The 26,417-nt window shown below is 36.0% G+C and carries 19 protein-coding genes; 5 read left to right on the forward strand and 14 right to left on the reverse strand.

Going from position 1 to position 26,417, the window contains the following annotated elements; genetic code table 11:
- Positions 1-341 precede the first annotated feature (341 nt).
- On the reverse strand, positions 342-833 hold the full coding sequence (locus ACFFIS_RS17535) for a hypothetical protein (protein WP_320379934.1): 492 nt from the start codon (positions 831-833) through the stop codon (positions 342-344).
- 731 nt (positions 834-1,564) lie between these two features.
- Here ACFFIS_RS17535 and ACFFIS_RS17540 point away from each other — a divergent pair.
- Together ACFFIS_RS17540 and ACFFIS_RS17545 are read left to right on the forward strand one after the other, a co-directional pair.
- Entirely contained in the window at positions 1,565-2,026 is a 462-nt protein-coding gene (locus tag ACFFIS_RS17540) for a chemotaxis protein CheX (protein WP_320379935.1), read from the forward strand.
- Positions 2,027-2,061: 35 nt separating this feature from the next.
- Entirely contained in the window at positions 2,062-2,514 is a 453-nt protein-coding gene (locus ACFFIS_RS17545) for a chemotaxis protein CheW (protein WP_320379936.1), read from the forward strand.
- 106 nt (positions 2,515-2,620) lie between these two features.
- Here ACFFIS_RS17545 and ACFFIS_RS17550 read toward each other — a convergent pair whose 3' ends face one another.
- From ACFFIS_RS17550 to ACFFIS_RS17585, 8 genes are all read right to left on the reverse strand, one after another.
- Positions 2,621-4,282 carry a glycoside hydrolase family 13 protein gene (locus ACFFIS_RS17550; RefSeq protein ID WP_390188549.1) on the reverse strand — a complete coding sequence of 554 codons (1,662 nt, stop codon included), beginning with the start codon at positions 4,280-4,282 and terminating at the stop codon, positions 2,621-2,623.
- A 51-nt stretch (positions 4,283-4,333) separates the two neighbouring features.
- Positions 4,334-6,025, reverse strand: a complete 1,692-nt coding sequence (locus ACFFIS_RS17555) for a glycoside hydrolase family 13 protein (protein WP_390188551.1) — start codon at positions 6,023-6,025, stop codon at positions 4,334-4,336.
- Between the two features lie 207 nt (positions 6,026-6,232).
- Complete coding sequence (locus ACFFIS_RS17560) at positions 6,233-7,261, reverse strand: LacI family DNA-binding transcriptional regulator (protein WP_320379937.1); 1,029 nt, start codon at positions 7,259-7,261, stop codon at positions 6,233-6,235.
- 61 nt (positions 7,262-7,322) lie between these two features.
- On the reverse strand, positions 7,323-8,144 hold the full coding sequence (locus ACFFIS_RS17565; RefSeq protein WP_390188552.1) for a carbohydrate ABC transporter permease: 822 nt from the start codon (positions 8,142-8,144) through the stop codon (positions 7,323-7,325).
- Positions 8,144-9,004 (reverse strand): carbohydrate ABC transporter permease, encoded by an 861-nt coding sequence (locus tag ACFFIS_RS17570; RefSeq protein WP_320379938.1) that lies wholly within the window; start codon positions 9,002-9,004, stop codon positions 8,144-8,146. Before ACFFIS_RS17570 ends, ACFFIS_RS17565 begins: the two co-directional genes overlap by 1 nt.
- A gap of 211 nt (positions 9,005-9,215) precedes the next feature.
- On the reverse strand, positions 9,216-10,529 hold the full coding sequence (locus ACFFIS_RS17575; RefSeq protein ID WP_320379939.1) for an ABC transporter substrate-binding protein: 1,314 nt from the start codon (positions 10,527-10,529) through the stop codon (positions 9,216-9,218).
- Positions 10,530-11,141: 612 nt separating this feature from the next.
- On the reverse strand, positions 11,142-11,882 hold the full coding sequence (locus ACFFIS_RS17580; RefSeq protein WP_512700600.1) for a mechanosensitive ion channel family protein: 741 nt from the start codon (positions 11,880-11,882) through the stop codon (positions 11,142-11,144).
- Positions 11,883-12,104: 222 nt separating this feature from the next.
- A complete protein-coding gene (locus ACFFIS_RS17585; RefSeq protein WP_390188553.1) occupies positions 12,105-12,785 on the reverse strand; it encodes an HAD family hydrolase in 681 nt (226 codons plus the stop codon).
- A 273-nt stretch (positions 12,786-13,058) separates the two neighbouring features.
- Here ACFFIS_RS17585 and ACFFIS_RS17590 point away from each other — a divergent pair, with 273 nt between their 5' ends.
- On the forward strand, positions 13,059-13,988 hold the full coding sequence (locus ACFFIS_RS17590; protein ID WP_390188555.1) for a polysaccharide deacetylase family protein: 930 nt from the start codon (positions 13,059-13,061) through the stop codon (positions 13,986-13,988).
- A gap of 186 nt (positions 13,989-14,174) precedes the next feature.
- Here ACFFIS_RS17590 and ACFFIS_RS17595 read toward each other — a convergent pair whose 3' ends face one another.
- From ACFFIS_RS17595 to ACFFIS_RS17605, 3 genes are all read right to left on the reverse strand, one after another.
- On the reverse strand, positions 14,175-16,055 hold the full coding sequence (locus ACFFIS_RS17595; protein ID WP_390188557.1) for a zinc ribbon domain-containing protein YvbJ: 1,881 nt from the start codon (positions 16,053-16,055) through the stop codon (positions 14,175-14,177).
- Positions 16,056-16,594: 539 nt separating this feature from the next.
- Positions 16,595-17,872 carry an L-lactate MFS transporter gene (locus ACFFIS_RS17600; RefSeq protein WP_390188558.1) on the reverse strand — a complete coding sequence of 426 codons (1,278 nt, stop codon included), beginning with the start codon at positions 17,870-17,872 and terminating at the stop codon, positions 16,595-16,597.
- A 315-nt stretch (positions 17,873-18,187) separates the two neighbouring features.
- Complete coding sequence (locus tag ACFFIS_RS17605) at positions 18,188-19,909, reverse strand: sulfate adenylyltransferase (protein ID WP_390188559.1); 1,722 nt, start codon at positions 19,907-19,909, stop codon at positions 18,188-18,190.
- Between the two features lie 640 nt (positions 19,910-20,549).
- Between ACFFIS_RS17605 and ACFFIS_RS17610 the strand changes: the two genes are divergently transcribed.
- On the forward strand, positions 20,550-20,939 hold the full coding sequence (locus ACFFIS_RS17610) for a ribonuclease HI family protein (protein ID WP_390188560.1): 390 nt from the start codon (positions 20,550-20,552) through the stop codon (positions 20,937-20,939).
- A gap of 243 nt (positions 20,940-21,182) precedes the next feature.
- Here the strand turns inward: ACFFIS_RS17610 and ACFFIS_RS17615 are convergent, their stop codons facing one another.
- Positions 21,183-22,847 carry a sensor domain-containing protein gene (locus ACFFIS_RS17615; RefSeq protein ID WP_320379949.1) on the reverse strand — a complete coding sequence of 555 codons (1,665 nt, stop codon included), beginning with the start codon at positions 22,845-22,847 and terminating at the stop codon, positions 21,183-21,185.
- A 293-nt stretch (positions 22,848-23,140) separates the two neighbouring features.
- On the opposite strand from ACFFIS_RS17615, the gene ACFFIS_RS17620 reads away from it, so the two are divergent.
- Complete coding sequence (locus ACFFIS_RS17620) at positions 23,141-25,174, forward strand: sensor domain-containing protein (RefSeq protein ID WP_390188563.1); 2,034 nt, start codon at positions 23,141-23,143, stop codon at positions 25,172-25,174.
- A 102-nt stretch (positions 25,175-25,276) separates the two neighbouring features.
- On the opposite strand, the gene ACFFIS_RS17625 is transcribed toward ACFFIS_RS17620, so the two are convergent.
- A complete protein-coding gene (locus ACFFIS_RS17625) occupies positions 25,277-26,416 on the reverse strand; it encodes a M20 family metallopeptidase (RefSeq protein ID WP_390188565.1) in 1,140 nt (379 codons plus the stop codon).
- Between the last annotated feature and the right edge of the window lies 1 nt (position 26,417).

Genomic DNA, 26,417 nt, shown 5'->3' on the forward strand with positions numbered 1-26,417 from the left:
AAAAGGACACATTATCCTTCCCTCATTCAAATGAAGGTAGTCTATGTATCCCCATTTTCCCCATAAATTATTTACTGATTTCCATCTCTTCCGCATGAAACATGAAGGATAATTTCAATCCGTATTGTGTACTATACTTCCTTATTAATAGTGGAGTGAATCCGGATTTTCTATTGACCGATTTCAAAATTCCATGTTTATACAATTTCAAGCCATTTGGTAGCAAAATAGCTGTTTATGGTGCCTCTTCCTAGCAAAAAATTAGTCAACAAAAAATTCCCCTTTAAAATAAACGAATAACGCCTACTTAAAGGGGAATGTAGTTCACTTATATTCTTTCTTTATTCTTCTTCCTCATCAACTAACTCTACACCATTTTCCTTCGCTAAACTTTCTAATTGCGCTTGATAATCACGCATTCCTCGTCTTGCTTCTTCAAGCATTTCATTTGCCTCTTCAATTATTGCAAAGTCCCCTTCTTCCAATGCCGACAGAATTTTTCCAAAAGCATTGAATTGTTTGTTTGCCGCACTTATGTACGTTTCATGGACTTCTCTTACTTCCGGGGTTTCTAACTTAATTGCCTCCAATTTATCTATGAAATCTCGATATTTCGGTAAAACAACTTCATCAATATGTGTATACGTTTCGTAATCATCTGTATGATTATCTCCAATTACACTATCGTATTCGGCAATTACTTCATCTTCCATATCAGCTAGTGGCTTTAAATCCTCATTTACATACCTTTCAATTTCCTTTGCAACAGGACTTGCGCAAGCAGCCAGTGCCAATAAACCAACCATCATAAAAATACCAATAATCTTCTTCATCTTCCCCATCTCCCTCATTTTTCTATACCCGATGTGCTGCACTTGATGAATATATCTACACAAATCGCAATTTTGCAACTTTATATTACAATCAGAGCGTCATAAATAGAAAAAGTAAAAGTCCATTCCATACGAACAGCAGCCACAGGCTATTATGATAATAGCAACTTTCTGTCATGATTACTATGGTACCTTAGGTTTATTTATTCGAATACTACTGCATAATAAGTCCCCATTATCTCCATCATATAACTATGTTAATAAACGTAAAATGTTACCTTTTACAAAAAACAAATTTATCTTTGTATCCCATTGATTGGAGGCTTACCCTTACAGCGTATGGCTTTCACATATATGATATGACTTTTATTATTCATTTTTCCTTACAGCACGCACTTCACTAGCTCATCATTTTTTAGTTGCGTTACATTATTTATTTCTTCTTTTGTCATGCGCCATCATTCCAGCATATTCCTCATGAACTTAACGAACGGACGAAGCAGCAATTACTATGCCTCTTCAAGGTCAAGTAACTTTTTGTAACATTAAATTTACATAAACTTTTTCATAAATACTTCACAAAGAAATAAAAAAGCCGATAAAAACGATAGGAAGAAAGGACTATCCAAGATGTAAAATAGTATAATTAGACTACTATACCGTATATCCAATCCATAAATCATCGCATAGTCTTTCGATATTCATGTTTTTCTACATTAGGAGGTTAACAAGTGACGGGATCTTCATCTAATCGAAATAAAACGATAACTGATTTATTAAACGCAACTTATGTATCACTAAAATCAGTTGTCCCTCTCCCATACCAAATTTCAAAACCAGCCTTATTAGGTAAATCCTTATTGATTGAATTTGGGGTCCTTATTGGAATTACTGGAGATATAAAAGGTAAGTTAATTTTAGGTGGGGAACAGGCTATTTTCCAAACCATTGGCGAGTCCATGTTTGGAATGGCTTTAGAAGGAGAAATGCTTACTTCCTTTAGTGGGGAATTAGGCAATATGTTAGCAGGAAATTTGGCTACCAATATCGTGAAAAGTGGTATTAATACTGATATTACTTCACCTACCATTATGGATGGTCAAACGTCGATTTCCGGATACAAACAAGCACTCCAACTCACTGCATTGTTTGAGCAGGCTGGAGATTTAAATATTTACTTATTAATGGATTAACTAGCAATTATCTATACCATAAGAGGTGAATCATAATGGAAAAATACATTGTATTTACGTTACAAGATCAGTCCTATGCGGTTCAAGTGCAACATGTCGTTTCAATTGAAAGGCAACTCAAAATAACACCACTGCCAAAAACTGCCGATTTCATAAAAGGAATTATTCAGCTGCGCGGCGAGACAATTCCCATTATCGATTTAAGTGAACGGTTAAGTATAAAAAATGCTAGTACAGACGATGACAAGCAGATTCTTATTTTAAACGTTGACTCTGTCGTTGTTGGATTTATTGTAGATACTGCAACAGACGTATTAGACCTTCGTCAAGAGGAAATCAATCCGGTTCCAACGTTGTTTAATGGAATTGATAAAAACTTTTTGCAAGGCATTGCCTACAAAGAGGATGATTTTATTTTATTGTTAGATTTACATTATATCATCGACCAAAACGAAAAGAATGCACTACTGCAAGTCATTCATGATTAGGGGTCTGACCCCCTATTGAAAAGGAAGTGAGGCGGATTCATCTACGGATGGCTGCCCTCACTTCCTTTTATAATTTCTATGTTATATACAGATTGTTTTTTCGCTGTTATATAAGATAAACTCTTGCTTCATATGGTTGGAGCGTTAATTTTTCTGTTTCATGGGCTGTTATTTCCGCATTATGAAGTAGTATATTTTCATTTTTTAACACAATACCATCGTATGAAAACATTACTTTTTCAGCAGAAATATTCGTAATAACAAGTACTTTCTCGTCTTGTAATGTACGTGTATAAGCAAATATATTCGGATCATCTTCTAAAATGAGTGCAAACGTTCCATAAACAAAGACTGGTTGCGCTTTACGAAGTTGAATCATTCGCTTATAAAAATGGTAAATAGATGTTTTATCGTGTAATTGATCTGCAACATTAATCGTTCGGTAATTTTCATTTACACGAAGCCACGGTTTGCCAGTTGTAAAACCAGCATGTTCTTCTGTACCAGACCATTGCATCGGTGTACGTGTATTGTCACGACTTGTTTTCCATATCGTTTCCATAATCTCTTCATGACTTTTACCAGCTTCACGCTCCAAATAATATTGATTCACTGTCTTTACGTCATTGTAATCCTCAATTGTTGAAAACTGGACATTCGTCATGCCAATTTCCTGCCCTTGATAAATAAATGGCGTTCCTTGCATAAAGAAATACATCGTCGCTAAAGCAGTCGCACTTTCTTTCCAATAACGCTTGTCATCTCCTAAAGCAGAGACGACACGAACTAAATCATGATTTTCAATAAACAATGCATTCCAGCCATTATTCTCCAAACCTTTTTGCCATTTCGCTAATATTTGTTTTAAACGAATGAGATCAATTGTATCGCTTGCGCCCGTATTCCATAAATCTAAATGTTCAAATTGGAAGATCATATTAAACTTTCCATGTGCCTCGCCAACCCATTCGTCCGCTTGCTCCAAACTTACACCATTTGCCTCGCCGACAGTCATAATATCATATTTGGCAAATGTATTTTCCTTTAATTCTTGTAAAAATGGTTGGATTCCTTCCACATTCATATGGTAAGGAAAAGAAGGTACATATTTTTCACCATTAGGATTAGGTAAGTCAGGTAAGCCTGGTTCTTTTTTAATATGGCTAATCGCATCTACGCGGAAACCATCAATACCTTTATCTAACCACCAATTTACCATATCATACAAAGCATGACGTACTGCTTTATTTTCCCAATTTAAATCTGGTTGTTTTTTAGAAAAGAGATGTAAGAAATATTGTGCTGTTTTCGCATCATATTTCCATGCCGAGCCACCGAAAATACTTTCCCAGTTATTCGGTTCTTTACCATCCTTCCCATCACGCCAAATATACCAATCCCGTTTCGGATTATTTTTTGAAGATCGCGATTCGATAAACCATGGGTGTTCATCGCTTGTATGGTTAATAACTAAATCAATAATTAATTTCATTCCACGTTTATGCACTTCGTCTAGCAATTCATTAAAATCAGCCATCGTTCCAAACTCAGCCATTATCGCCTGGTAGTCGCTAATATCATAGCCGTTATCGTCATTTGGCGATTGATACATTGGACAGATCCATATCACATCAATTCCTAAATCTTGTAGATAGTCTAGTCTTTTGATAACGCCTTGTAAATCACCTATACCATCACCATTTGAGTCCATAAAACTTCGTGGATATATCTGATAGGCAACCGCCTCTTTCCACCAAACTTTTTTCATCTGAAGACCTCTCTTCTCGCATTCTCTTGTTGCTAATATCCAATGTCCCACTTATGATATAGACAATTGATATACTCTTGCTTCATACGGTCTTAAATTAAACTTTTCTATGGATGCCGTTACAGGAACATCATAATTTGCAATGAGCAATGTTTGTGCTTTAAATTGCACTTCATCTGGTAATAAAAATGGAACTTCTGATGCTGTAAAGTTTAAAATAACAAGTAACTGTTCATTTTCTAATGTTCTCGTGTATGCATAAACTTTTTCAGATTCAGGCAATAATAAATCATATTTTCCATATACAACGACATCATTTGCTTTTCTTAACTGAATAAGCTTTTTATAATAATGAAAAATAGAGTCTTCTTCTTTTAATTGCTGTGCTACATTAATTTTAGGATAATTTGGATTTACTTGTATCCATGGTATACCTGTAGTAAAGCCAGCATGATTCTCATCATTCCATTGCATTGGTGTACGTGCATTATCACGACCCTTTGCATAAATTGCTTCCATCACCTTATCGTGATCAAGCCCCTGCTCTACAACTTTGTCCTTGTACATATTTAATGTTTCAATATCTTTATAATCATCGATGGACGGGAATTTTACATTCGTCATGCCAATTTCTTCACCTTGGTAAATATATGGTGTTCCTTTTAACATATGTAAAAAGGTAGCGAGCATTTTGGCTGATTCTTTCCAATACACGCCATCATCACCATATCGCGAAACAGCCCGTGGTTGGTCATGATTATTCAAATACAAACTATTCCATCCAACTTGATCAAGTCCATTTTGCCATTTTGTAAACACATGTTTTAAATCTAGTAAAGATAACGGCCGGAGATCCCACTTTCCATTTGGACCGGAATCTAAATCAACATGTTCAAATTGAAATACCATATTTAATTCATGTCGGTCTGCACCTGTGTATAATTTAGCATCTTCTACGTCGACATCAGGTGTTTCACCAACTGTCATCATATCGTAATGAGCAAGCACTTCACGGTTCATTTCTTGTAGAAACTCATGCACACGTGGGCCATTCATAAAATACGGTCCACCAGAAGCTAATGTTTTTCCAGCAGTTGCTTTTGCATCGGGGAGTTCTGGATGTTTGGAAATCATATTAATCACATCCATTCGAAATCCATCAATTCCTTTATCAAGCCAAAACTTCATCATTTCATAAACTTCTTGTCTTACTTTTTCATTTTCCCAATTTAAATCAGGTTGTTTTTCACTAAATAAATGTAAGTAATATGCTGCTGTTTGTTCATCATATTTCCAAGTCGACCCACTAAAGAAAGACTCCCAATTATTTGGCTCCTTCCCATTTTTAGCTGGTCGCCAATAATAATAATCACGATATGGACTGTCTTTAGATTCTCGCGATTTTTGGAACCATTCATGTTCATCTGACGTATGATTGACAACTAAGTCCATCATGACTTTCATTCCACGTGCGTGTAGTCCTGCTAGCAGTTCATCAAAGTCTGCCATCGTTCCGAAATCTTCCAAAATACGACGATAATCACGGATATCATAACCATTATCGTCATTTGGAGAATCATAGATTGGTGAAAGCCAAATAACATCCACACCGAGTTCTTGTAAATAATCTAGTTTTTCTATTATCCCTCGTAAGTCCCCCATACCATCCCCATTTGAATCACGGAAACTACGTGGATAGATTTGGTAGACCACAGCTTCTTTCCACCATGCATTACTTTTCATTCGTAACAGTCCTTTCCTCACAAATTGTTTCTATCTTCCAAACATAAAAAGCGAAACTTCAACAGTGGGGGTTTATAGCTCCCATATGATGTGTGTTAAACGAATCAGACTTTTACTAGTTGTCGCTCTCCCATTTATCATTTTATATCCCTATGAATTTTTAAAATGCGGTTCTGAAACGAGTTAACTGCGATAAATAGTCCAAGACTATACTTTTTCCTGACATGATTTGCGATAAATCATTTGTCCCGGAATTGTAATTCGCTTCGGTAATGTATCTGGATTTTTCAACATTTCAATTAAACAATTTGCTCCTTCTAAGCCTAATCGAAAGATATGAATATCTACAGATGTTAATGGTGGATGAGAATACTCACATAAAGTAATGTTATTAAACCCAACCATAGAAATATCTTCTGGAACACGGATACCGATTGAATTGAAAAAGCTAATGAACTGTATCGCTAGAAAATCATCTTTGATTACAAATGCGGTTGGCCGATTTGGCAATGCAAGTAACTGCTTCATCTTTTCTTCCGCTAATTGTTCATCTTGTAAAAAGGCATCCGGGATAATATAGTCCTCGTTAAATGCAATCTGAGCCTCTTCCAAAGCTTGTTTATAACCCTTTAAACGATCGATTGTAAAAACAAATTCCGTATTAGCACCTAAAAAAGCTATTTCTTTATGACCAAGATCTATTAAATGTGTTGTAACTTGTTTTGTTATCGATGTATTATCATTATCCACAAAAGTAATTCGCTCCGCATTTTCAAACGGACGCCCAACGACTGTAAAAGGAAATTTCTTTTCAAGTAAATATTTCATAATTTTATCGTCGGTTCGAGAGTATAGAAGTATAATTCCATCTACTCTACGTCCCTGTACCATTTGTACGACTTCATCATATATTTCTTTTTCCGTCGCACCTGTTGATAAATAAATACCAAACTGATGTTCACGTGCTTTCGTACTGATTCCCCGTAACACTTCCGGAAAAAAGGGATCTTCTAACACTTTACTTGCCGAATTTGGCATTACTACACCAATTGTCTCCGTACTTCTTACTACTAAGCTCCGTGCTTGTAAGTTAGGATGATACCCCAGTTCTTGCATCACTCCACGTACCCTATTTTTCGTTTCTTCGCTAATTCTTGGGTGATCGGAAATAACACGGGAAACAGTAGATGGCGAAACACCAGCAGCTTGGGCAACATCTTTAATCGTAATCGTCATCGTCATAATTCCTCCATAACCATATCTACTCTCATTATAGTGCTTTTAAGAGACTTCGCACCTATTTTACGGATCCTTCCGAAACCCCTTTGATAATATGCTTTTGGAGGAAGAAATATAAAATTATAACAGGAGTAATTGCAATCGTTAAACCTGCTAAAGCTAAATGCCACTGTTTCGTATATTCCCCAAAGAAGAAGAACATTTTTAGTGGAATGGTTTCCATACCTGCTTTATTAATAACAAGTGATGGTAATAGGTAATCATTCCAAATCCAGATGACGTTTAAAATAGCCACAGTCACCGTAATTGGCTTTAACATTGGGAAAATAATATACCAGAATACTTGAAGGCGATTTGCACCATCGATTGTCGCAGCTTCATCTAATGATTTCGGAATTCCCTTTAATGTTCCGTGGTATAAAAAGATTGATAAACTGGCACCAAATCCTAAGTACATAAAAATGATACCAATACGATTTAACATTCCAACCTTACCAAATATGGACACAAGTGGAATCATTACAGATTGAAACGGAATAAGCATAGCCGCTGCGAAAAGGAAAAAGATAAAACCACTCAGTTTTCCCCCGCGTCTTGACAATGCATAGGCTGCCATGGAGGAAAAAATGATGATGATAACAACACTAACGGATGTAATCAGGACAGAGTTAAAAAATGTTCTAACAAAATCTAATCGTTCAAATGCTACGGAATAGTTTTCGAACGTAAACACTTCAGGTAACTTTAGTACGTTTGTAAATATTTCCTTCTTTGTTTTAAATGAGTTTACAATCATCAAATAAAATGGGGATAACCAAACAAGCCCTAATATCACGCCAAATATGCCAATGAGTAGTTTACTCCGATGTTTTGCTTTCATTACATCTCCACCTCCCGTTTTTTATTGTAATAAACTTGCGTTAACGAAATTGCTGCTACTAATAAGAAGAAGATAACCGCTTTTGCTTGTGCATACGCCATTGTATTTTGCGTGAAGGCAGTTTTATAAATCTCCATCGCCACCATTTGTGTAGAATTAAATGGTCCCCCTGCTGTTAGTGATAAGTTCTGGTCATATAGTTTAAATGAGTTTGAAAGTGTTAAAAATAAACTAACAGTAAATGCAGGCGCTACAAGTGGAAATGTAATATTTCTAAAGCGTTGAAATGCATTTGCACCATCTATTTCAGCAGCTTCCAACAACTCCTGTGGAACACTCTCTAAGTAGGAAATATAAATAACCATAATGTAACCGGCCATTTGCCAACTCATCAAAATAACGAGCGCCCAAAAACCTGTAGTTGTTGTGGATAGCCAACCTTGTAAAGCTTCCATTCCAATTTGTTCACCAATCGCAGAAAATACTTTAATAAAAATAAATTGCCAAATAAAACCTAAAATAAGACCACCAATTAAGTTTGGCATAAAGAAAATAGTCCGTAAGAAATTACTTGTTTTTAACTTTTGTGTAACAAGTAACGCTAACGATAATCCAAGAAAATTAATCATAAATACCGATACTACAGAGAACTTCGCTGTAAACCATAAAGAATTCATAAAGTCCGTATCATGAAATAACTTCTTATAATGTTCAAAGCCAATTACCTCGGTGATTTGAATACCATTCCAATTTGTAAAAGAGTAATAAACCCCAAAAATAAGTGGTAAAATAACGACGATTAATAGTGCAATTACTGCCGGGCCTATAAATAACCAATACCATAGTTTGCGGCTTTCCATACATATACCTCCAATGTTTAAGCCTATTTTCATCTACCTTTAATACGATTAGGTGTGAGATCTTCATATATTAAAAAACTTGGTCATCCGCCAATCCTTTCATAGCGAATGGCCAAGTTCTACTGATGCTGAAACAACGTTAGCAGTGCAGTACATCCTATAAACAAAGCAACTTTTTAGAAGTTGCTTTGTTTACGGTTGTTGGTACTCATTATTTACGATCTGCTTCCCAATCTGCTTTCGTCTCTTTTATCAATTCATCCCATGTCATATTATCACTGAGGTATTTTTGGATGTTAACACCTAAACTTTCTTGGCCCCATCCAGTTGGATAACCCATGAATACCCAGCCGATTGTCTTTCCTTGTTCAGCGTATTCATAAACTGTTTTTGCAAGTGGATCTGTTAGTTTACTTGCATCATAACCTTCATATGCTGGTATAAATTTAAAGTCATTAATAACAGCATCTTTTCCTTCATCAGAAGTATACATCCAATCTAAGAATTCTTTTGCTGCCTTCACAACTTTTTCATCTTTATTACTATTAACAGCCCAGTACATTGGAACACCGACAGGTAAAGCATCTTCTTTAAACCCTTTTACCGGAATTGGAATCATTCCAACATTATTGCTTGCAAATTCTTCATCAATGTCTGCAATTGAACCGTATACCCAGTTCCCTTGTTGGATGATTGCTACTTTACCAAGTGAAAATAATTCTTCTACTTGTTGTGAATAATCTAAGCTAACAGTAGGTTGTACGGAATATTTATTTTGCAAATCAAGAATTGTTTTAAATGCATCACCATATTTAAAATCAACTGTATCCGCTTTATATGCATCTGCTACATTTTCATTAAACTCTGGAGATAAAAATGTATTTGATAAATGTAAACCTGTAACCCAAGTTTCTTTACCAGGTAGCGCAAATACAGCTTGTAAGCCTAATTCATCTTTCTTACTATCAAGCGTTTTCACCGCTTTTTCTAATGCATCTAGTGAAGTGATATCATCTGGATTAATACCAGCTTTTTCAAATACTTCTTTATTGTAAAGAAAACCATAACCTTCTTGGTTAAATGGAAGGCCTAAAGCTTTTCCATCTTCTGTAACACCATCTAACGTACCTTCAAGTGCTGCAGATGCTGCTTTCGTATCTGTTAGATCTGCAAGTTTACCTGTCCAATCTTCCACATCTTGTGGACCACCAATGTTATATATTGCTGGTTCCTCACCTGAAGCAAATTTTGAACGTAAAGATGCACCATAGTCTTCTCCACCACCGACGGTTGTAATATTAATTTTCACACCATCGTGAGATGCTTCATATTTTTTTGCAAGATCTTCAAACTGATCTTTAAATTCTACTTTAAATTGAAAAATATCTAATGTTACATCATCACCTGATGCCTCATTCCCACCAGATTTGTTTTTGTCATCATTACTGCCACCACACCCTGCAAGAACAAGACCAACAATCATAAGCATGATGAAGGCTACTGAAAACTTGTTTTTTAAACGCATGTTGAACCCTCCTATTTTCTATTTTTAATAAAAATCCGGCGAAAGTTATGCAAACGTTTTACTCGTTACAAACAAAATTACAGCTCATATTATCGTATATGTACACTTAAAAACAACATGAAACCGTATACATCTACTTCCTAACAATAAAACGAGACAAAACTCACGTATTAGTGTGCTTTCTTGTCACATTATTTAGTGCAATCGATTGCGCAACTTTCATTTTCAATATAACACGGTTTTCTTGAAAACGCAATCAGTAACTTTTTGATGTTGTAAACTCAACATATTGTATAGAGTTTACTTAACCTTAGTAAACGCCTCTATTATGCTCCTTTCGCCAGCTATGTGTAGATTTCCACACATTTTTAACATTTATGTACACTTTTGCTTTTTTAGTTTTGGTAAATATATCATGAGTTAATCATCAAGGTGCATAGCAAATGCATCTTGGAATAAAAGGGGATGATGAAGAATTTGTAAAGCTTAAAAGTATAAAGTGGACTCAAACATTTATTAAGCGGATTTTTGCATCTTCTCTACTGTGATAAAACAAACCTTCATATACATAGATGAGGATTGAGCTGCAGTACCACCCAATCCTCCATCTAGTTATTGCTGTAATTTTTCCTGTAAAACTTCATTTAAAACCTTGCGTAACTTTCTTTCTACTGTCCATTGTTCCATATTTTTTGTTTTACATATGATACGGATATCCATTTCTGATGCACCCAACGCTTGGACACCAATTACATCTGGTCCTTCTAAAATTGCTTCTTCATTTTGCGCTACATGATCACATGCTGTTTGTAAAACTTTAATTGTCTCATCAACATTTACTTCATTTGAAATTGTAATATCAACAAGTGCTTGCATATTCCCTCGTGAATGGTTACTTACACTCGTAATTTGCCGGTTCGGTATAAAATGTAAAGTACCATCAAACCCGCGTAATATTGTTGTCCGTAAGCCAATCTCTTCAATAATACCGTCGTAACCTGCAACAGTAACATAATCTTCTACATCAATTTGCTTTTCTAATAGAATGAAAAAGCCCGTTACAACGTCACTCACTAATCCTTGTGCACCAAAGCCTATCGCTAAACCAACAATTCCGGCTCCAGCTAGCAACGCTTTAATATCTAGTCCAAATAAATCAAAAACAATGCCTAGTAAGATAAACAGCAAGAAATATGAAAAAACATTTAATAGAATCGACTGTAATGTTTTTGTTCTTCCAGCGTGTACTTGATCTTTTTCTGCTTTTTTAGCAAATACTTTTTTTATCGCCTTATGTCCAATGGACTTCACAATAAAATAAACAGCAATCATCACGACGAGTTTTAATATCATTATTCCCCAATCTACAATCAGTTGTTCCCAATTAATTGCTTCCAACCATTTATACACTTTATCACCCTCCATATTTACAAATAAATACCCAATCACTATGTATATGTCATGTAATAATCTAGCGAGATTATCTTCTCTACTATTACCCTTTTTTCATCATGTCTAATCTTGTCGTTTTCTACCTTACTTGATGCATAATTATTTGACATGCCATGCAGTTTTTTACTTTAACATTTCTACTACATCTCGTAAACTTGGAACAACTTTATATGCTTTTGCTTTCATTTCTTCATTTGGTTCAATTAAATCTGGAACTAAAATACATGCAATATCCGCTCCATGCGCCGCACGTAAACCGTTTAATGAATCTTCAAGGACGAGGCTTGTTTCAGCTTCTTCACGTGCACGTCGGCATGCCTCGATAAATATATCTGGATTCGGCTTCCCTCTTTCCACTTCCTCACCACTCATATAAAAATCAAATCGATCACTTAAATGAGTCATTTGTAAATAGGATTGAATTGTAGATAGCGGACTTGATGATGCAATACATTTTTTAATTTGCTTTTGATCAAGTATGTCTAACAATTCATGAACTCCCGGCATCACACGGATACCTTCCGCTTTTATAATGTCGTCAAACTCCTTACTTAACGGTGCTTGAATTGAAGTTATTGTAAAGGTATCACCATACACACTTTGTAAAATCCGTTCATCTTCATCGCTCCCAGCACCGATAATTTTTCTATAAATGTCCATCGTAAATGGAAATCCCGCTTTATCCATTACTTTTTTCATTGCTCGGTAAGCGACTGTTTCTGTATCAAAAAGTAATCCATCCATATCAAAAATAACAAATTTTATTTGATCCATCCTACTCACTTCCTTATTCATCTTATCCATATGCTTCCCCTATTATTTTACCCGTTTCACTAGTTGAATTCTAATTATAACTAGATTTTGCCTAGACGGACGGCTGGGATGTTGCATTATTTTTTGAAAGACATCCTTTTTAACTTCTCATCTTCTAGCAGTACCTAAACAGTTCGCATCACTTTTACCAGTAATTCTCAATATACATTCACAATCTTTTTCATCTTTTTATAGATAGTTTCACTAGAGTAGTTTATGATATTAATAAGATAATAGATTTACGAACAATTAGGAGTTATTCACATGACAAACACACCAAGGAAACGACATCAATTAAATAGACGCGGTAAACGTGCATTACTATCATTAGCTGTAACACTACTTCTCATCATCATTCTTTTTAAAACGGGGAGTTCTACGCGGGATTTGGAAGTAAAGAATGCGCATCTACAAGATCCTCCACATTCCAATATGCAAAATTCACAGGACAAACAGATGACAACCGCACCAAATAAACAGAAAGATCGTAAAGCTAAACTAAATAGTGCAGAATCAACAAATCATGAGCAATTATTATCTAAACTAAATAGTAAGATGAAAGATGCAGTAAAGCCAAAAACGATTCATCCTGAAATTGGGAAAGTAGCATATTTAACATTTGATGATGGGCCACATACCACTGCTTCCGATGAAATATTACGTTTACTCGACAAATATCATGCAAAGGCAACCTTTTTTATGTTAGAACCACATATGATGCAAAATCAAAATATCGTGAAAAGAATGGTTGATAATGGGCATACCGTTGGCGTTCATGGTGTAACACATTCCGTTTCGAAAATTTATCAATCACCTGAGAGCTTTACACATGAAATGAAACAAGCCATTCAATCGATAAAAAAAATAACAGGTGTAGAAACGCATCTTATTAGAGCACCATATGGCTCAGTACCATACATTACACCTGCGTATAAAAAAGCAATCGATAAAGAAAAAATGATACTTTGGGATTGGAATATTGACTCAGAAGATTGGAAGGTTGCAAACAGTAGTTTCGTACAAAAGGTCATGCAACAAGTCCATAACCTCTCTGGTAATCGACCATTGGTTATACTTTTACATGAAAAGCCGAATACGGCAGCCCATTTAGAAAAACTACTACAATATTTACAGGCAAGTGGATATGAAATGAAAGCTATTCAAGAATATATACGCCCCATTCAGTTTCGATAAACCGATTGGAAACATCGTGATAAATGAACTGTGACACCTGTAATACATTCATTAGCTTTAGTATCATTGTGAAACATAAAACCACATGAATTCAACAACATATGAGTTGATTTCATGTGGTTTATTTTCATAAACTTATAAATAAATCATTTCCGCATACATGCTAGTAGCTCATTCGACATACAATCATTCCTGAATAGGAGTCGTGTCTATTAATTTATTCACGACATATCCATCATCTACTTTTTTTAAGTGGACGATCGTGCGATACGTTTTCTGTTCGGAACGGTCTGGCCAATGGATTTGAAATGTATCTTTAACTGTAACTTTCATTATATGATCATCGACCTTTTCAACTTTCTCTAATTCTAAAGAAACAAGGTCTTCAAAAAGATCCTTTGAATCAGCATAATCTATATAGTTCATCGCATCTTTTTTACGCGGGCCATCTTCGTCGATATAATCTTGTACAAAATCATAATCACGATAATTAATTGCATCTACATTTGCTGCGGTATAATCATACATAAATTGTTCAATCGTTTCTTCCAAATCTTGTTGTTTAGCATTTGCAATAGCTTGTTTACTTGGACCATATAATTTCTTCGTTCCATCTAATTCATCAGTTGGATCAATAGCTTCCCATGGTCCTTCATCCATTGAACCTACAATCCACTTTTCTTTGTCCTCATTGTAAGATAAACCAATTGTCCATCGTCTCGTCGTTTCCAAAAGCTCTGGTTTCCCCGTCAATTCGTGATACGCTTCTTCAAATCCATATTCCGCATAAAGAAGAATGCTCGCTTTATCGGATTGATTTGTTGAAATTGATTGACGATCGACTTTAATCGTATTTAATTTACCTGAGTAGAAATCACTGTTAGAAATTTCATCCGTTAGATCTTCTTTTACAGCTTTATTTGCTACCGTTAATGGCTTCGTACTTTTGTCTGCCAGCACTTGTACATATTGTTCACCAAAGTCTTTTAGAACATCTAATACACCTTTATATTGTTCATCTGTTAAAAGATTAGCATAAATTCCCATATACGGATTCGTTACAACAATTGGCTCAGACGTAACTTCACCCCACGGCATCGTCACCACTACTTTTACCTTTTGATCCCCTTCAAGGAGTAATGGACCGATTTCTTTTGTTTCTCCAGCTTCATCTAATGGTAGTTTTTCATCATTAATTAAAATATATGCTTGATCCGTGTCAAGCTCTTCATAGTTATTTACAAAGAAAGTAACAAGGGATATCGGTAAATCAATATCCATTACCGTATCGTTTTGTTCTTCATCGGCAAATGTGATTGTCGCTTTTTTTGACGTTTCTCCATATTTCCCAGTAAAAATTGCTTCAACCTGATACACTCCTGGTGCAAATGGACCATATACAATCGTTTCATTTTCAGTGATCTTTTCCGTTAACTTTACCCCATTAAACGTAAAATGCAATCCTTCCATGATGTCATAGGTGGCAAATTGATTCATCACTTTTATTTTATGTGCATCAAAGATTCCAATAAATTTCCCCTTTTGTACAGTTGTATACAAGCTTTTTATATTTTTCAATCCATCACGCTTGGCAAGTTGTAAAAAAGCTTTTGCTTCAAAATCTTTCATGCTTGTTCCATCTTCATGTACTACTAATTTAGTTAATGCTTTTTCATCTTGCTTATCAATTGCGGTCTCAAAACGCTTATGTACAGATTCTGCGGATTCATAAGACTTTGCCCATATGCTAAATCCAATGACGCAGATAACAAGTCCAGCAAGCAGTCCCCAAACTATTTTCTTCTTTTTACTTAATGGCTTTTTTGACTTATTTGGAATATGTCGCTGTTCTGTTTTACTAACACGCGTATCCTTTTTACTATGAATCCCTTCTTTTTCTTTTATCTCTGACGTCGTTTCTACCTCGTGTATTTCTATTTCCTCGATTTTTTCTACATGATTCGTACTACCTTGTATTTCTTTTTCTTCTACAATTGGTGTTCCACAATGAACACAAAATTTCTTTGTTTTTTCCAATTCGCTACCACAATTTGGGCAAAAGTTCACTAGATTATCCCCCTAGTCCATGTCATTTTCATTTTTTGTAAAAGCGACTGTGTTATAAAATGTAGTATGCATCATTCCCTTTAGGCACGTATTGCTATGTCTGAAGTCTATGACAGACTTGCAATGAAAGGACTTGACTGATTTATCCATGGTTGAAAAGAGCCCTGCATGATAAAAACGCGTTCATTCATGCTCAACTATTTAACATACATAAGAAAATTATCCTTCCGACCTAAATTTTATCATAAAATAGGTCTTTTCTCACAGTTTTTTTAGACTTATTTCTTTCCAATAATGACTTTATTTCATTTCATTCGGATGTTGGAGATTCGGGCTCTCGGGTCGAACTTTGCCGGTCCGATGTTGAAGTTCGCGTGGCCCATGTTGAAGTTCACGCGACCCGGGTTGAAGTTCGCGCACTCCATGTTGAAGTTTATTTTCTATCTATCATGACAGCAAAACACACTGTCAGGGGGGACTTCACTCTCCCGACAGTGTGTTTATATTTTTTACCTATTTCTTCATTACATCAGTGATATTTATAGGCTTGCCACTTTATCGTCAACATCTTCTTCCACGTATTCTACTTTCGGTGCCTTCGTTATAAACCCAAGGCCCGCTGCAACGAGTAAGAGGATTGCTGATACAATATAAACCATATCATATCCGCCTGTTGCATCAATAATTCTTCCTGCCATTAACGGTCCGACAAGTCCACCTACACCCCATGCTGTAAACATCAATCCATAGTTTGTTCCGGAGTTTTTAAGTCCAAACCAATCCCAAGTTGTTGCTGGGAATAATGCTAAAAGCGCACCATAGGTTGCACCTGTGACAATTGCTCCGAATGTGAGCATCGGTCCGGATGTATAGGTAATAAATGCAAACATATTAATAGCTTGTAAAATAAACACTAAAATCAATGTAGCTGATCGGCCAATTTTATCTGATACTGCACCTGTGACAATACGTCCACCCGCATTACCAATTGCCAATAATGCCGCAAATAGGAAACCTGTTTCAAGCCCACCCTGTGTCTGGGCAATTTTAGCTACGTGTCCAATAATGATAAGTCCCGCGGAAGCAGAAAATGCATACATGACCCACAATGACCAAAACTGAAATGTCTTCATCATTTCACCTGGTGAATAATCCTTTCTTACTACTTCCTTTTCTTGCTCTCCGTTTGCCTTTATCTTCGGTTTAGGAGGTTCCCCACCAACTGGCTTCCATCCTTCTGGTGGCGACTTCATAAACATGGAAGCGATTACAATTAAAATAGTAAAAAAGGCACCAAGATAATAAAAGGCGTTTGCAACTCCAAATCCTTGAATCAGATAATCTGCTAATGGTGAAACGTATACAGCCGCAAGTCCATATCCTGATACAACAATTCCCGTAATTGTTCCTCGTAAATGGGGTTTAAACCATTTTGCTGCAACTGGTGTTGGTGCTGCGTACCCAAACCCCATTGCCGCACCAGCAACGATTCCAAATCCAATTACAAGTCCAACAACATTTAATGTAAGACCCGCGATTACAAAACCGATTCCGATTAAAAATCCAGATAATAGTAACAGTAAACGCGGCCCTAAGCGGTCAAGCATAATGCCAGCTGGAACCATAAAAAAAGCAAATAGTGCAATGGCCACACTATATGGTAACGATGTCTCTGTTGCTGTCATTCCTAACTGATCTTGGAGTTCCTTGGAAAAAACACTCCATGCATAAAGTACACCGAGACAAAGATTTATTACTGTTCCAGATACGGCAACCATATAGGCTTGTGAATTATTTTGATGTTGTAATTCAGTCACTAAATGATCCCTCCCAATTATTTTGATTCCTGCATGCAACTCTCGTTTTATACACATATACCATATTAGCTAGGTCCAACAACTGCGAAATATAAATTAACATATTATACTTATCTATTAACTATGTTTTTTATACGTCAAGCCGTAGAAAACATGCTTAGATTCTTTATAATCAAACAATAGTATGCTAATGGAAATTGAGAAATCCCCGCTACAATGCATGGACGGGGATTTTCTCATCTTCTAGTTATATGTTGGAATCAGCGATAGTTTCTTTCGCTTCAAGATGAACCTTGCAGCAAATCCACCATTCTATTATTCTTCGTCACTACCACGGTAACGATTATAAGGTAATGCGTTCCACGTCCGGTATGCTAAATCCTCTTCACGGAATGGCTTAGGAATATCATCTAAGATTTTCTTTGCAACTTCTAGTTCACGTCCAGACTCTTCCTTATCTTGATACATAAATTCATCTGAGGCTTTGTCGAGTGCATTTTCAACTTTCCCCTCAATATATTCCACAACCATTTCTTGTTGTGAACGAATGGATTCGCGTGTATCTGCCACCCATTCAGGTTGAACGGAACGCTTTGTATCTGCCAAATAACTAAACTCATCAAAGATATCTTTATAGATTCGTGTCGCATTTTCCCGCGTATCTAGAACAGCTCGCTCTAAATCTTGGATTGTTAGCTCCTCAATTGCTAATGGTTGTTCACGCTTTCTTCCGCCTAATCTCGTATGGCTTAAATAGAATGGAAAGACACTCTTAATAGTTTTTCCAACAGGTAAAACTGCTTCACCATTTTCATCCACACCTTTTGGCTGTACACCTTGCATCGCGATACGAGCCGATTCTGGACGGACAATTTCTTTTGGTGGTAAAATTCCATGTCGTAAGAGTTCTCTAATTCCAGTACCAGAAATATTAATTCTAAAGCGCTCATCGTGTGGGCACGTTTGCTGTGTTGCCTGGCTGTCACAACGTGTGCAATAAAACACTTCATAATATAAGCGAACGTCGATTCCTAATTCTTCTGGAGTAAACTCATCAAAAATGGTGTGGCTTGCGTATTTGTCATAATAATCACCAATCCCTGCATGGTCACGCCCAATTAATGCATGTGTACACCCATAGTTTTTCATAATTAAAGCATGTAGTACCGTCTCGCGTGGTCCAGCAAATATATAGGTTACGCGAAGTGGCGCCATAACAGAACGCTCTTTTGGATAGTACGTATCGAGTACACTACGGTAAGCTAACATGCGAAACTCGTGACGTGTATATTCCCGTTTAGCCATTTCAACAAGTGGTTGCACTAATAGCCCATCTAACTCTTCTAGCGCATTACGATGAATATATTCGTGTCCACGGTGAAGTGGATTTGCCCCAGTAATAAAACCTCCAACAGAACGGAACTTCTTATCCTCATAAAAGAGCTTCCAAGTTTGTTTTGGTTCCAAGCGCAAGCTTTCAAATGGCCCCCAATTTACACGGCGAAGCAAAGTAATAGGCCCACCTAATGCGGTATCTCCCATACGTCGGTAAATGGCATCTACACCTGGATGGTTCCGGTCATTCGTACCAAAAAGATGCTTGGCACGAAATGCCTTATCATATTCGAAAATATCATCAATTTTCAAGATTGCTACTGGTTCCTTTGTTTCATCAGTAAGTGCAACCTCATCCCCAACGGAAAGTGATTGAATAATTTGGCTATTTCGATCCCCAATAGGTGCAAAACTTAAAGGCACAGGCCAAACTAAACCATTTTCCAAACGTCCTGTCGTTAAAACAGATTTGTAATCAGCCTCATTCATGAAACCCTCATTAGGTGACAATACACCAGTAGCAATCATTTCCAGTGTAATAACTGCTTCTAAGTCTACCATAATCATTGGCAGTTGCTTTGCTCTTTCTAGTTCCTTATCACGTTCTTCACCTGTTAATACACGATCAACCAACTTTCCCCCATGTGGTTGTTGTGGGTAACTTGCAAGTTTTTCCTTATCCAGTACTAAATTTTGAGTCATCATATCTTCCTCCCTATATATACTTTGCTTTTTTAATCCATCTTTGTTTATACAAAAAAACAGCAATAAGTTTTCGTTTAATAGATACGTTGTAAGTTTCGTAATTATGTCCTTTTTGTGACCCATAATGTTATATTCATAAGAGTCAGTCTATTTAAGAGAGAGGTATGCTCTCTTTAATTTGGATTATGAATACACGATAAAATAATCACTAACAATACCAGAAAACAATTCCCTCCTTTACGCAATAACAATACTGATCATGTATAAAAATCAACTTTCATCATGGAACAATACAGTTCCTCGTGTTGAAAACGCTATCATTCCTTTGCATAAACGTTCAACAAGCTCTGCCCTTTTGCATGTTTATACGTTTTATTCGATAGCTCTTTCATTATTTACTTGGTGCATGTGGGTGTAAACGTTTCCATTACTACCAAATTAAACGAAAACTTATTTAAAACCTACAAAATTAATTGTAGTTTAAATTATGAATATTACTATATACATAATTTATAGAAAAGTCAAATCTGTATTTATAGTATGCTATGCGTTGTCTTGTTTTATATTACTAAAAACAAATAAGAACTATGCTATACTAACAATGTTTGATAGATTTTAATTCGTGGAGGGTTGTAACTTGATTGAAGTGTATACAGATGGTGCTACTAGTGGTAACCCTGGTAAAAGTGGTGCTGGTATTTATATCAAGGCGAACGCAGTACATGATGAATACGCGTTTCCGTTGGGAATCATGACGAACCATGAAGCAGAATTTCATGCTGTGATTCAAGCATTAAAAGTGTGCAAAACTGCATTTCCAGGTGAGATTCTTTCCTTTCGTTCCGATTCACGTACTGTTGTAGATGTAATCAACAAGGACTTCACTAAAAATCCAGTTTTCCTTCCTTTACTTGAGGAAATTCGGGAATTAACAAGCGCATTTCCATATTTTTTTATCAAGTGGATTCCAGAAAAGGAAAATCTCCACGCAGATCAATTAGCAAAGAAAGCATTAAGAATGTTATGAACTTGATATTTTTGTTAACTTTAAAACTACTTGCATAAAATCATGTTAAAACACTAATAAGCAGGAATTTGAATACTTACAAGTTTTCAATAATCAACAGTTGGTAGATACAACTGTTCCATGAGTACTTCTATGATTCCATAAAAATTGGTTCTGCTCATCGCATACTGGTGATCAGAACCAATTTTTAAGTTTAATGATTCCTTAAAAAGTTTCTTTTAACAAAACAACGAACAATCTATATCATGTTCTTTTTACTTTGAACGTATTTCTTCCCGCATCCTTCGCCTCATATAAGGCTAAATCTACATGTTTCATTAGCAAGCGAATATCTGTTGTCGCAATTGTCGCGTTGACTATTCCAATACTAGTGGAAATAATTGTATCCTCCCCTTCAATTAGCCAAGGTTTGTGGACCGCACTTATAATATTCTTTGCTAATTGAATGGATTCATCTTGAGAACGAGCCTCTGGAATCAAGATAACAAATTCATCTCCACCAAGTCTTGCTGCTACATAGTCAGGCTTGATAACTTGCTGTAAACGACGTGCAAACTCTCTTAATACAACATCACCTATATCATGACCTTTTTCATCATTAATTGATTTAAAATGATCGATATCCATCATGAGTATGGCAGGATATCGATCGTGCTGTGATTTTCCGCCTAGTGACTTTTTTAACTGCAATTGAAAATAACGTCGATTTGGTAACCCCGTTAAAATATCATGGTTTGCCAAATATTCTAGCTTATCTTCATACTGTTTACGATAAGTAATATCTCTTGCAACAGCAACCATATGTGAAAATTGATTTTGCTCATCATATGTCGGCCGCCCATTTAACTCAATCCAAATCCATCCCCGTGTTCGGTGTTTTTGTTGAAACTTGATGTCCCATGGTTCCCCATTTTCGACTGACTTCCAAAATGTATCTTGTATAACTTTTTGATATGCTTCGTGTAAATGTGTTTTGAAATGATTGCCAATATATTCACGGAATGAATACCCTAGTATCCTCTCACATGATGGCGAAACATAACTTATCATACCTTTTTCGTCAATGAGAAGAATTAAATCTGAGGAGTTTTCCGCAATAATACGAAATCTGTTTTCGCTTTCTATATTTTTCAAAATTAATTTATATTCTTCCGTTATATCTTTGAAAACACCATACACACCGACAATTTCATCTTGGACAATAATTGGCGAAAACTTAATGGTGATTTTGATAATATCCCCATCTCTTCTATAGAATGAAACATCACAGTTTGTCGCTTTCCCCGCTACAGCTTGTTTAAAATGACTTTTTATTTCCTCATTATCCTCCGATATGACAAATGTATCATAAAGTGTATCTGATAATTCTTGTATATTATATCCTGTAATCACTTCTGCCATATGATTGCCAGTCAGTCTTTTACCTGTTAAATCATACCGATAAATGCCATCAGGATTATGTTCGTAAAGGGACTCATATGTGTCTTTACTTTCACGAATGACTTGAGATGACGCTTCCGAGGAAATTTCCGCTTGACGGCGCAATGTAATGTCTTCTACAACTGCGACAATATGTGTACACACATTATTTTCATCCATCAAAGGTGTTAATATTGTTCTAGTATAGTATGTTTTTCCTAACCGCCTTTTATAAGAATCCTCGTATTCAATCTGTTCCTTTGATACTGCCGCTTCCCGATACTTTTCCAACATAAACTGGACCATATCTGCCGGCACTACATCTTCAATTCTTTTTCCAATATCATGATTTCCAACTGTTGTACGGTTTCTAGCTTCTTTATTTATAAATTCATATGTAAAAATTGTCCCTTCTTCTACCTTGACAATAATTACAATATCACGTATCCCATTTGCTAGTGCATCATAAAATAGGCGATTCTCCTTCAAAATTTATCACCTTCCTGTAAAAGATCAACGGTAAACGCTAGCATACAACATATTATCATGAACCACCTAACGTAACTGTATCCTCTATTTTAGTAGGAGAACATCTTCATTTCAATAGAATATAATAAAATATCTTCTACCTTTATGATACCGATACTTTATTATATTTATAGCTATATATACCTATTTTTCATTGAAAGTTTGATAGGAAGTTGTCATAATGGTAAAAGGAGGGACTTATAGACTATGCTGTCGTCATCCCTTTTAAGAAATAAAGAGGGGAAAAGAAAAACATGTCAGAATCAAACATCACATTACAGAATTTCACTAATTCTGATCAAAGAGTAGGTATTTTTATATTAGATGTAAACCATGATTCTCTTACTTTTTCATTTGCAAACGACCATTTCCTCCAATATATGCAAGTTCATGAAACACATGTTATCCATCATAGATTAGAGGATGTTTTACCAAAAGAACACATGCCAATATTTCTTGCAAAATGTAACCAGGCCATCAAATGGAATAAAGAGCTCTCCTTTACACATGACATCACACAGATTATTTTGCTACCTATTCAAAATGGGCAGCAAATCGTCGGTGTTTTATTTGCAGGCTCAAATAACGCTGTTTCTCATAATCTACCATCAAACATTAGCAAGGAATTTATCATGCAAGCTATCGATAATATGCCATTAGCGATGAGTATTACAGATAAAAATAATAACCTGTTATACGTAAATGAGGCATTCACAACATTGACCGGCTACAAAACGAAGGAAGTCATTGGAAAAAAGCCGAATATTTTACGTTCGGATACATATAGGCAGGAATTTTTTGAAAATATGTGGACTAGTTTGCGAGAAAGCGGAAATTGGTCAGGAGAAATGTGGCATAAAAAGAAGGATGGCAGTTATGCTTTAGTAGATATTTCCATTCAAGGGCTTCGAGATGAAAATGGTCTAATCCAAAATCATCTTTCAATCTTTCGTGATATTACAGATAGAAAGAACTTGGAAGAAAAAGTAATGTTTCAAGCTTATTTCGATGAATTAACGAAATTACCTAATCGGAATTCATTGTTCAAATATGTAAAGCATGATATTCAAGAAAGTAAGGATCGTAATTTTGCTCTTATGCTACTTGATTTAGACAATTTTAAAGATATTAATGACTCCCTTAGCCACAGCATTGGGGATCAATTGTTACTTGCTACAACAAAACGACTGCAAAAACACCTCCCAGAAAGTGCATACATTACGCGCTATGGTGGGGATGAATTCGCGATACTATTTCAAAACATAGAAGATACATCTGCATGTATACCGATTGCCAATCAGATTATGGAAATATTCGAGGCTCCTTTTCAATTGGATAACTATGAACTATATATTACTGCAAGTATTGGTATCGTGTTGTTTCCACAGGATGGCCCAGATGATGAAACATTACTCAGAAATGTGGAGACTACGATGTATCAAGCAAAACGAAATGGTAGAAATACATTTATGTTTTATGATAAAGCATATAATCACCACGCCAAGGAAAAACTTTTATTAGCGAGTGATATACGTAATGCAATCACGCATAATGAGTTCGAATTATACTATCAACCACAAATTTGCCTTGTTACAAATCAAGTGATTGGATTAGAAGCGTTACTACGCTGGAATCATCCAGAAAAAGGAATGATTTCTCCAGGAACCTTTATTCCAATAGCAGAAGAAACTGGGCTTATTCAAAATATTGATAAATGGGTCTTATTACATGCGTGTTTACAGCAAAAACAGTGGCAGGAATTGGGGTATCTTCCTATCAAGGTGAGTGTCAATCTTTCTATGATTCAGTTTCAGCAGCCTGATCTTTTTGATGTCATACAGTCAACGTTAAAACAGACAGGGATAGCCGGTCAATATTTAGAAATTGAATTAACCGAGAGCGTCATGATGAATAATCCTAAATTAACTTTAAATAATATTGAGAAGTTAAATTCCATCGGTGTGGAAGTATCATTAGATGACTTTGGAACGCATTACTCATCCCTCAGTTACTTAAAAAAATTATCGCCAAATCGATTAAAAATCGATCAATCATTTATTCGCGATATGTTGCATGATACAGATGGGCAAGTCATTGTGCAAGCGATGATAAATCTCGCACATAATTTAAATTTAAAAGTAATTGCAGAAGGAGTAGAAAACAAGGAACAAGTCAAATTTCTACACTCCCAGCGATGTGACGAAGTCCAAGGTTATTACTTTTCGAAGCCTTTGCCTGTTGAAAAAATTAATACTTTTATCCATAAACGAGCACATCTACCTAACTAAACGTTCGTCATTTGATTTGCTATATGTTTACAATCGAGCCAGGGGTATATGTCGGAGGGGCTTTATCTCAGCCTATTTAATATCTATAGGGCTGAGATACCCTTACAGTCCATTTTCTGTCAAGCGCTGCATAACGCTTGCTAACAAACATGTTCTTTGTACAAGCGTCGGTATTTCTAAATATTCGTTTTCACTATGCGCATTACCACCTACTGGTCCAAGACCATCAATCGTCGGAATCTTTGAAGCTGTAAAGGACGCATCCGATCCACCACCTGTAGCTGTATCCGTTATTTTTAACCCCATCTCATTCCCAACCTGCTGAACAACATGTAATAATCTTTCAGTTTGCTCCGTTTTTTCCATTGGCGGTCGTTCGATACCACCTTCTAATGTAATGGTTGTTCCAAGCACATCAGGAGTAGTGCTCAATTCTCTCATCTTTTCCTCTAAAACCTGCGCTTGACTTTGATTACGAATACGTAAATCCACATGTGCTATTGCTTCCGAGGCAACGGTATTAACGGCTGTTCCACCTTCTATTAAACCGACATTCACATTTATTCCCTTTTCCTGACTGGAAAGCTCATGTAATTTAACAATCTTATGGCCTAATTCCTCAATGGCACTTTTCCCCCGCTCAGGTTCAATTCCCGAATGGGCTGACTTCCCTTTTACATAAATCGTATAACGTCCCCCACCCCATCTAGCAGTAACGACAGAGCCGTCCTTACGAGCAGGCTCCATAATTAGAGCATACTTACTTTTTGCTGCATATTTTTCGATTATATTTTTTGAGGTCGGCGAACCTATTTCCTCATCACTATTTAAAATAATTTGGATGTTTTTATATCCACACATTTGAAACGCTTGTAACGCCTTTACCGCAAAAATTAATGAAACAAGACTTGACTTCATATCAATGACACCCGGACCGTAAGCCCGATTTCCTTTTATTTTAAATGGTCTCGCGCTGGCAGTACCTTCAGGAAAAACTGTGTCCAAATGTGCAACGAGAAGGATTTCTGGGTCAACCGCATCCTGATGTCGTAAAATATAGTGATTGCCTACTTCCCCTTCTTCCACCACTTCCACGTAAAAATTCAGTTTTTCATATATTGATTTCAATATACTCCCGACTTGATCTACGCCATTTTTATCGTGCGACCCACTATCCATATTTACGAGACGCGCTAATAACGAAAGCATTTCTTCCTTTCTTTCATTCAAATAATCTTCCATT

The sequence above is a fragment of the Paracerasibacillus soli genome (genome assembly GCF_042432965.1).
GTDB classification, from domain to species: domain Bacteria; phylum Bacillota; class Bacilli; order Bacillales; family Amphibacillaceae; genus Paracerasibacillus; species Paracerasibacillus soli.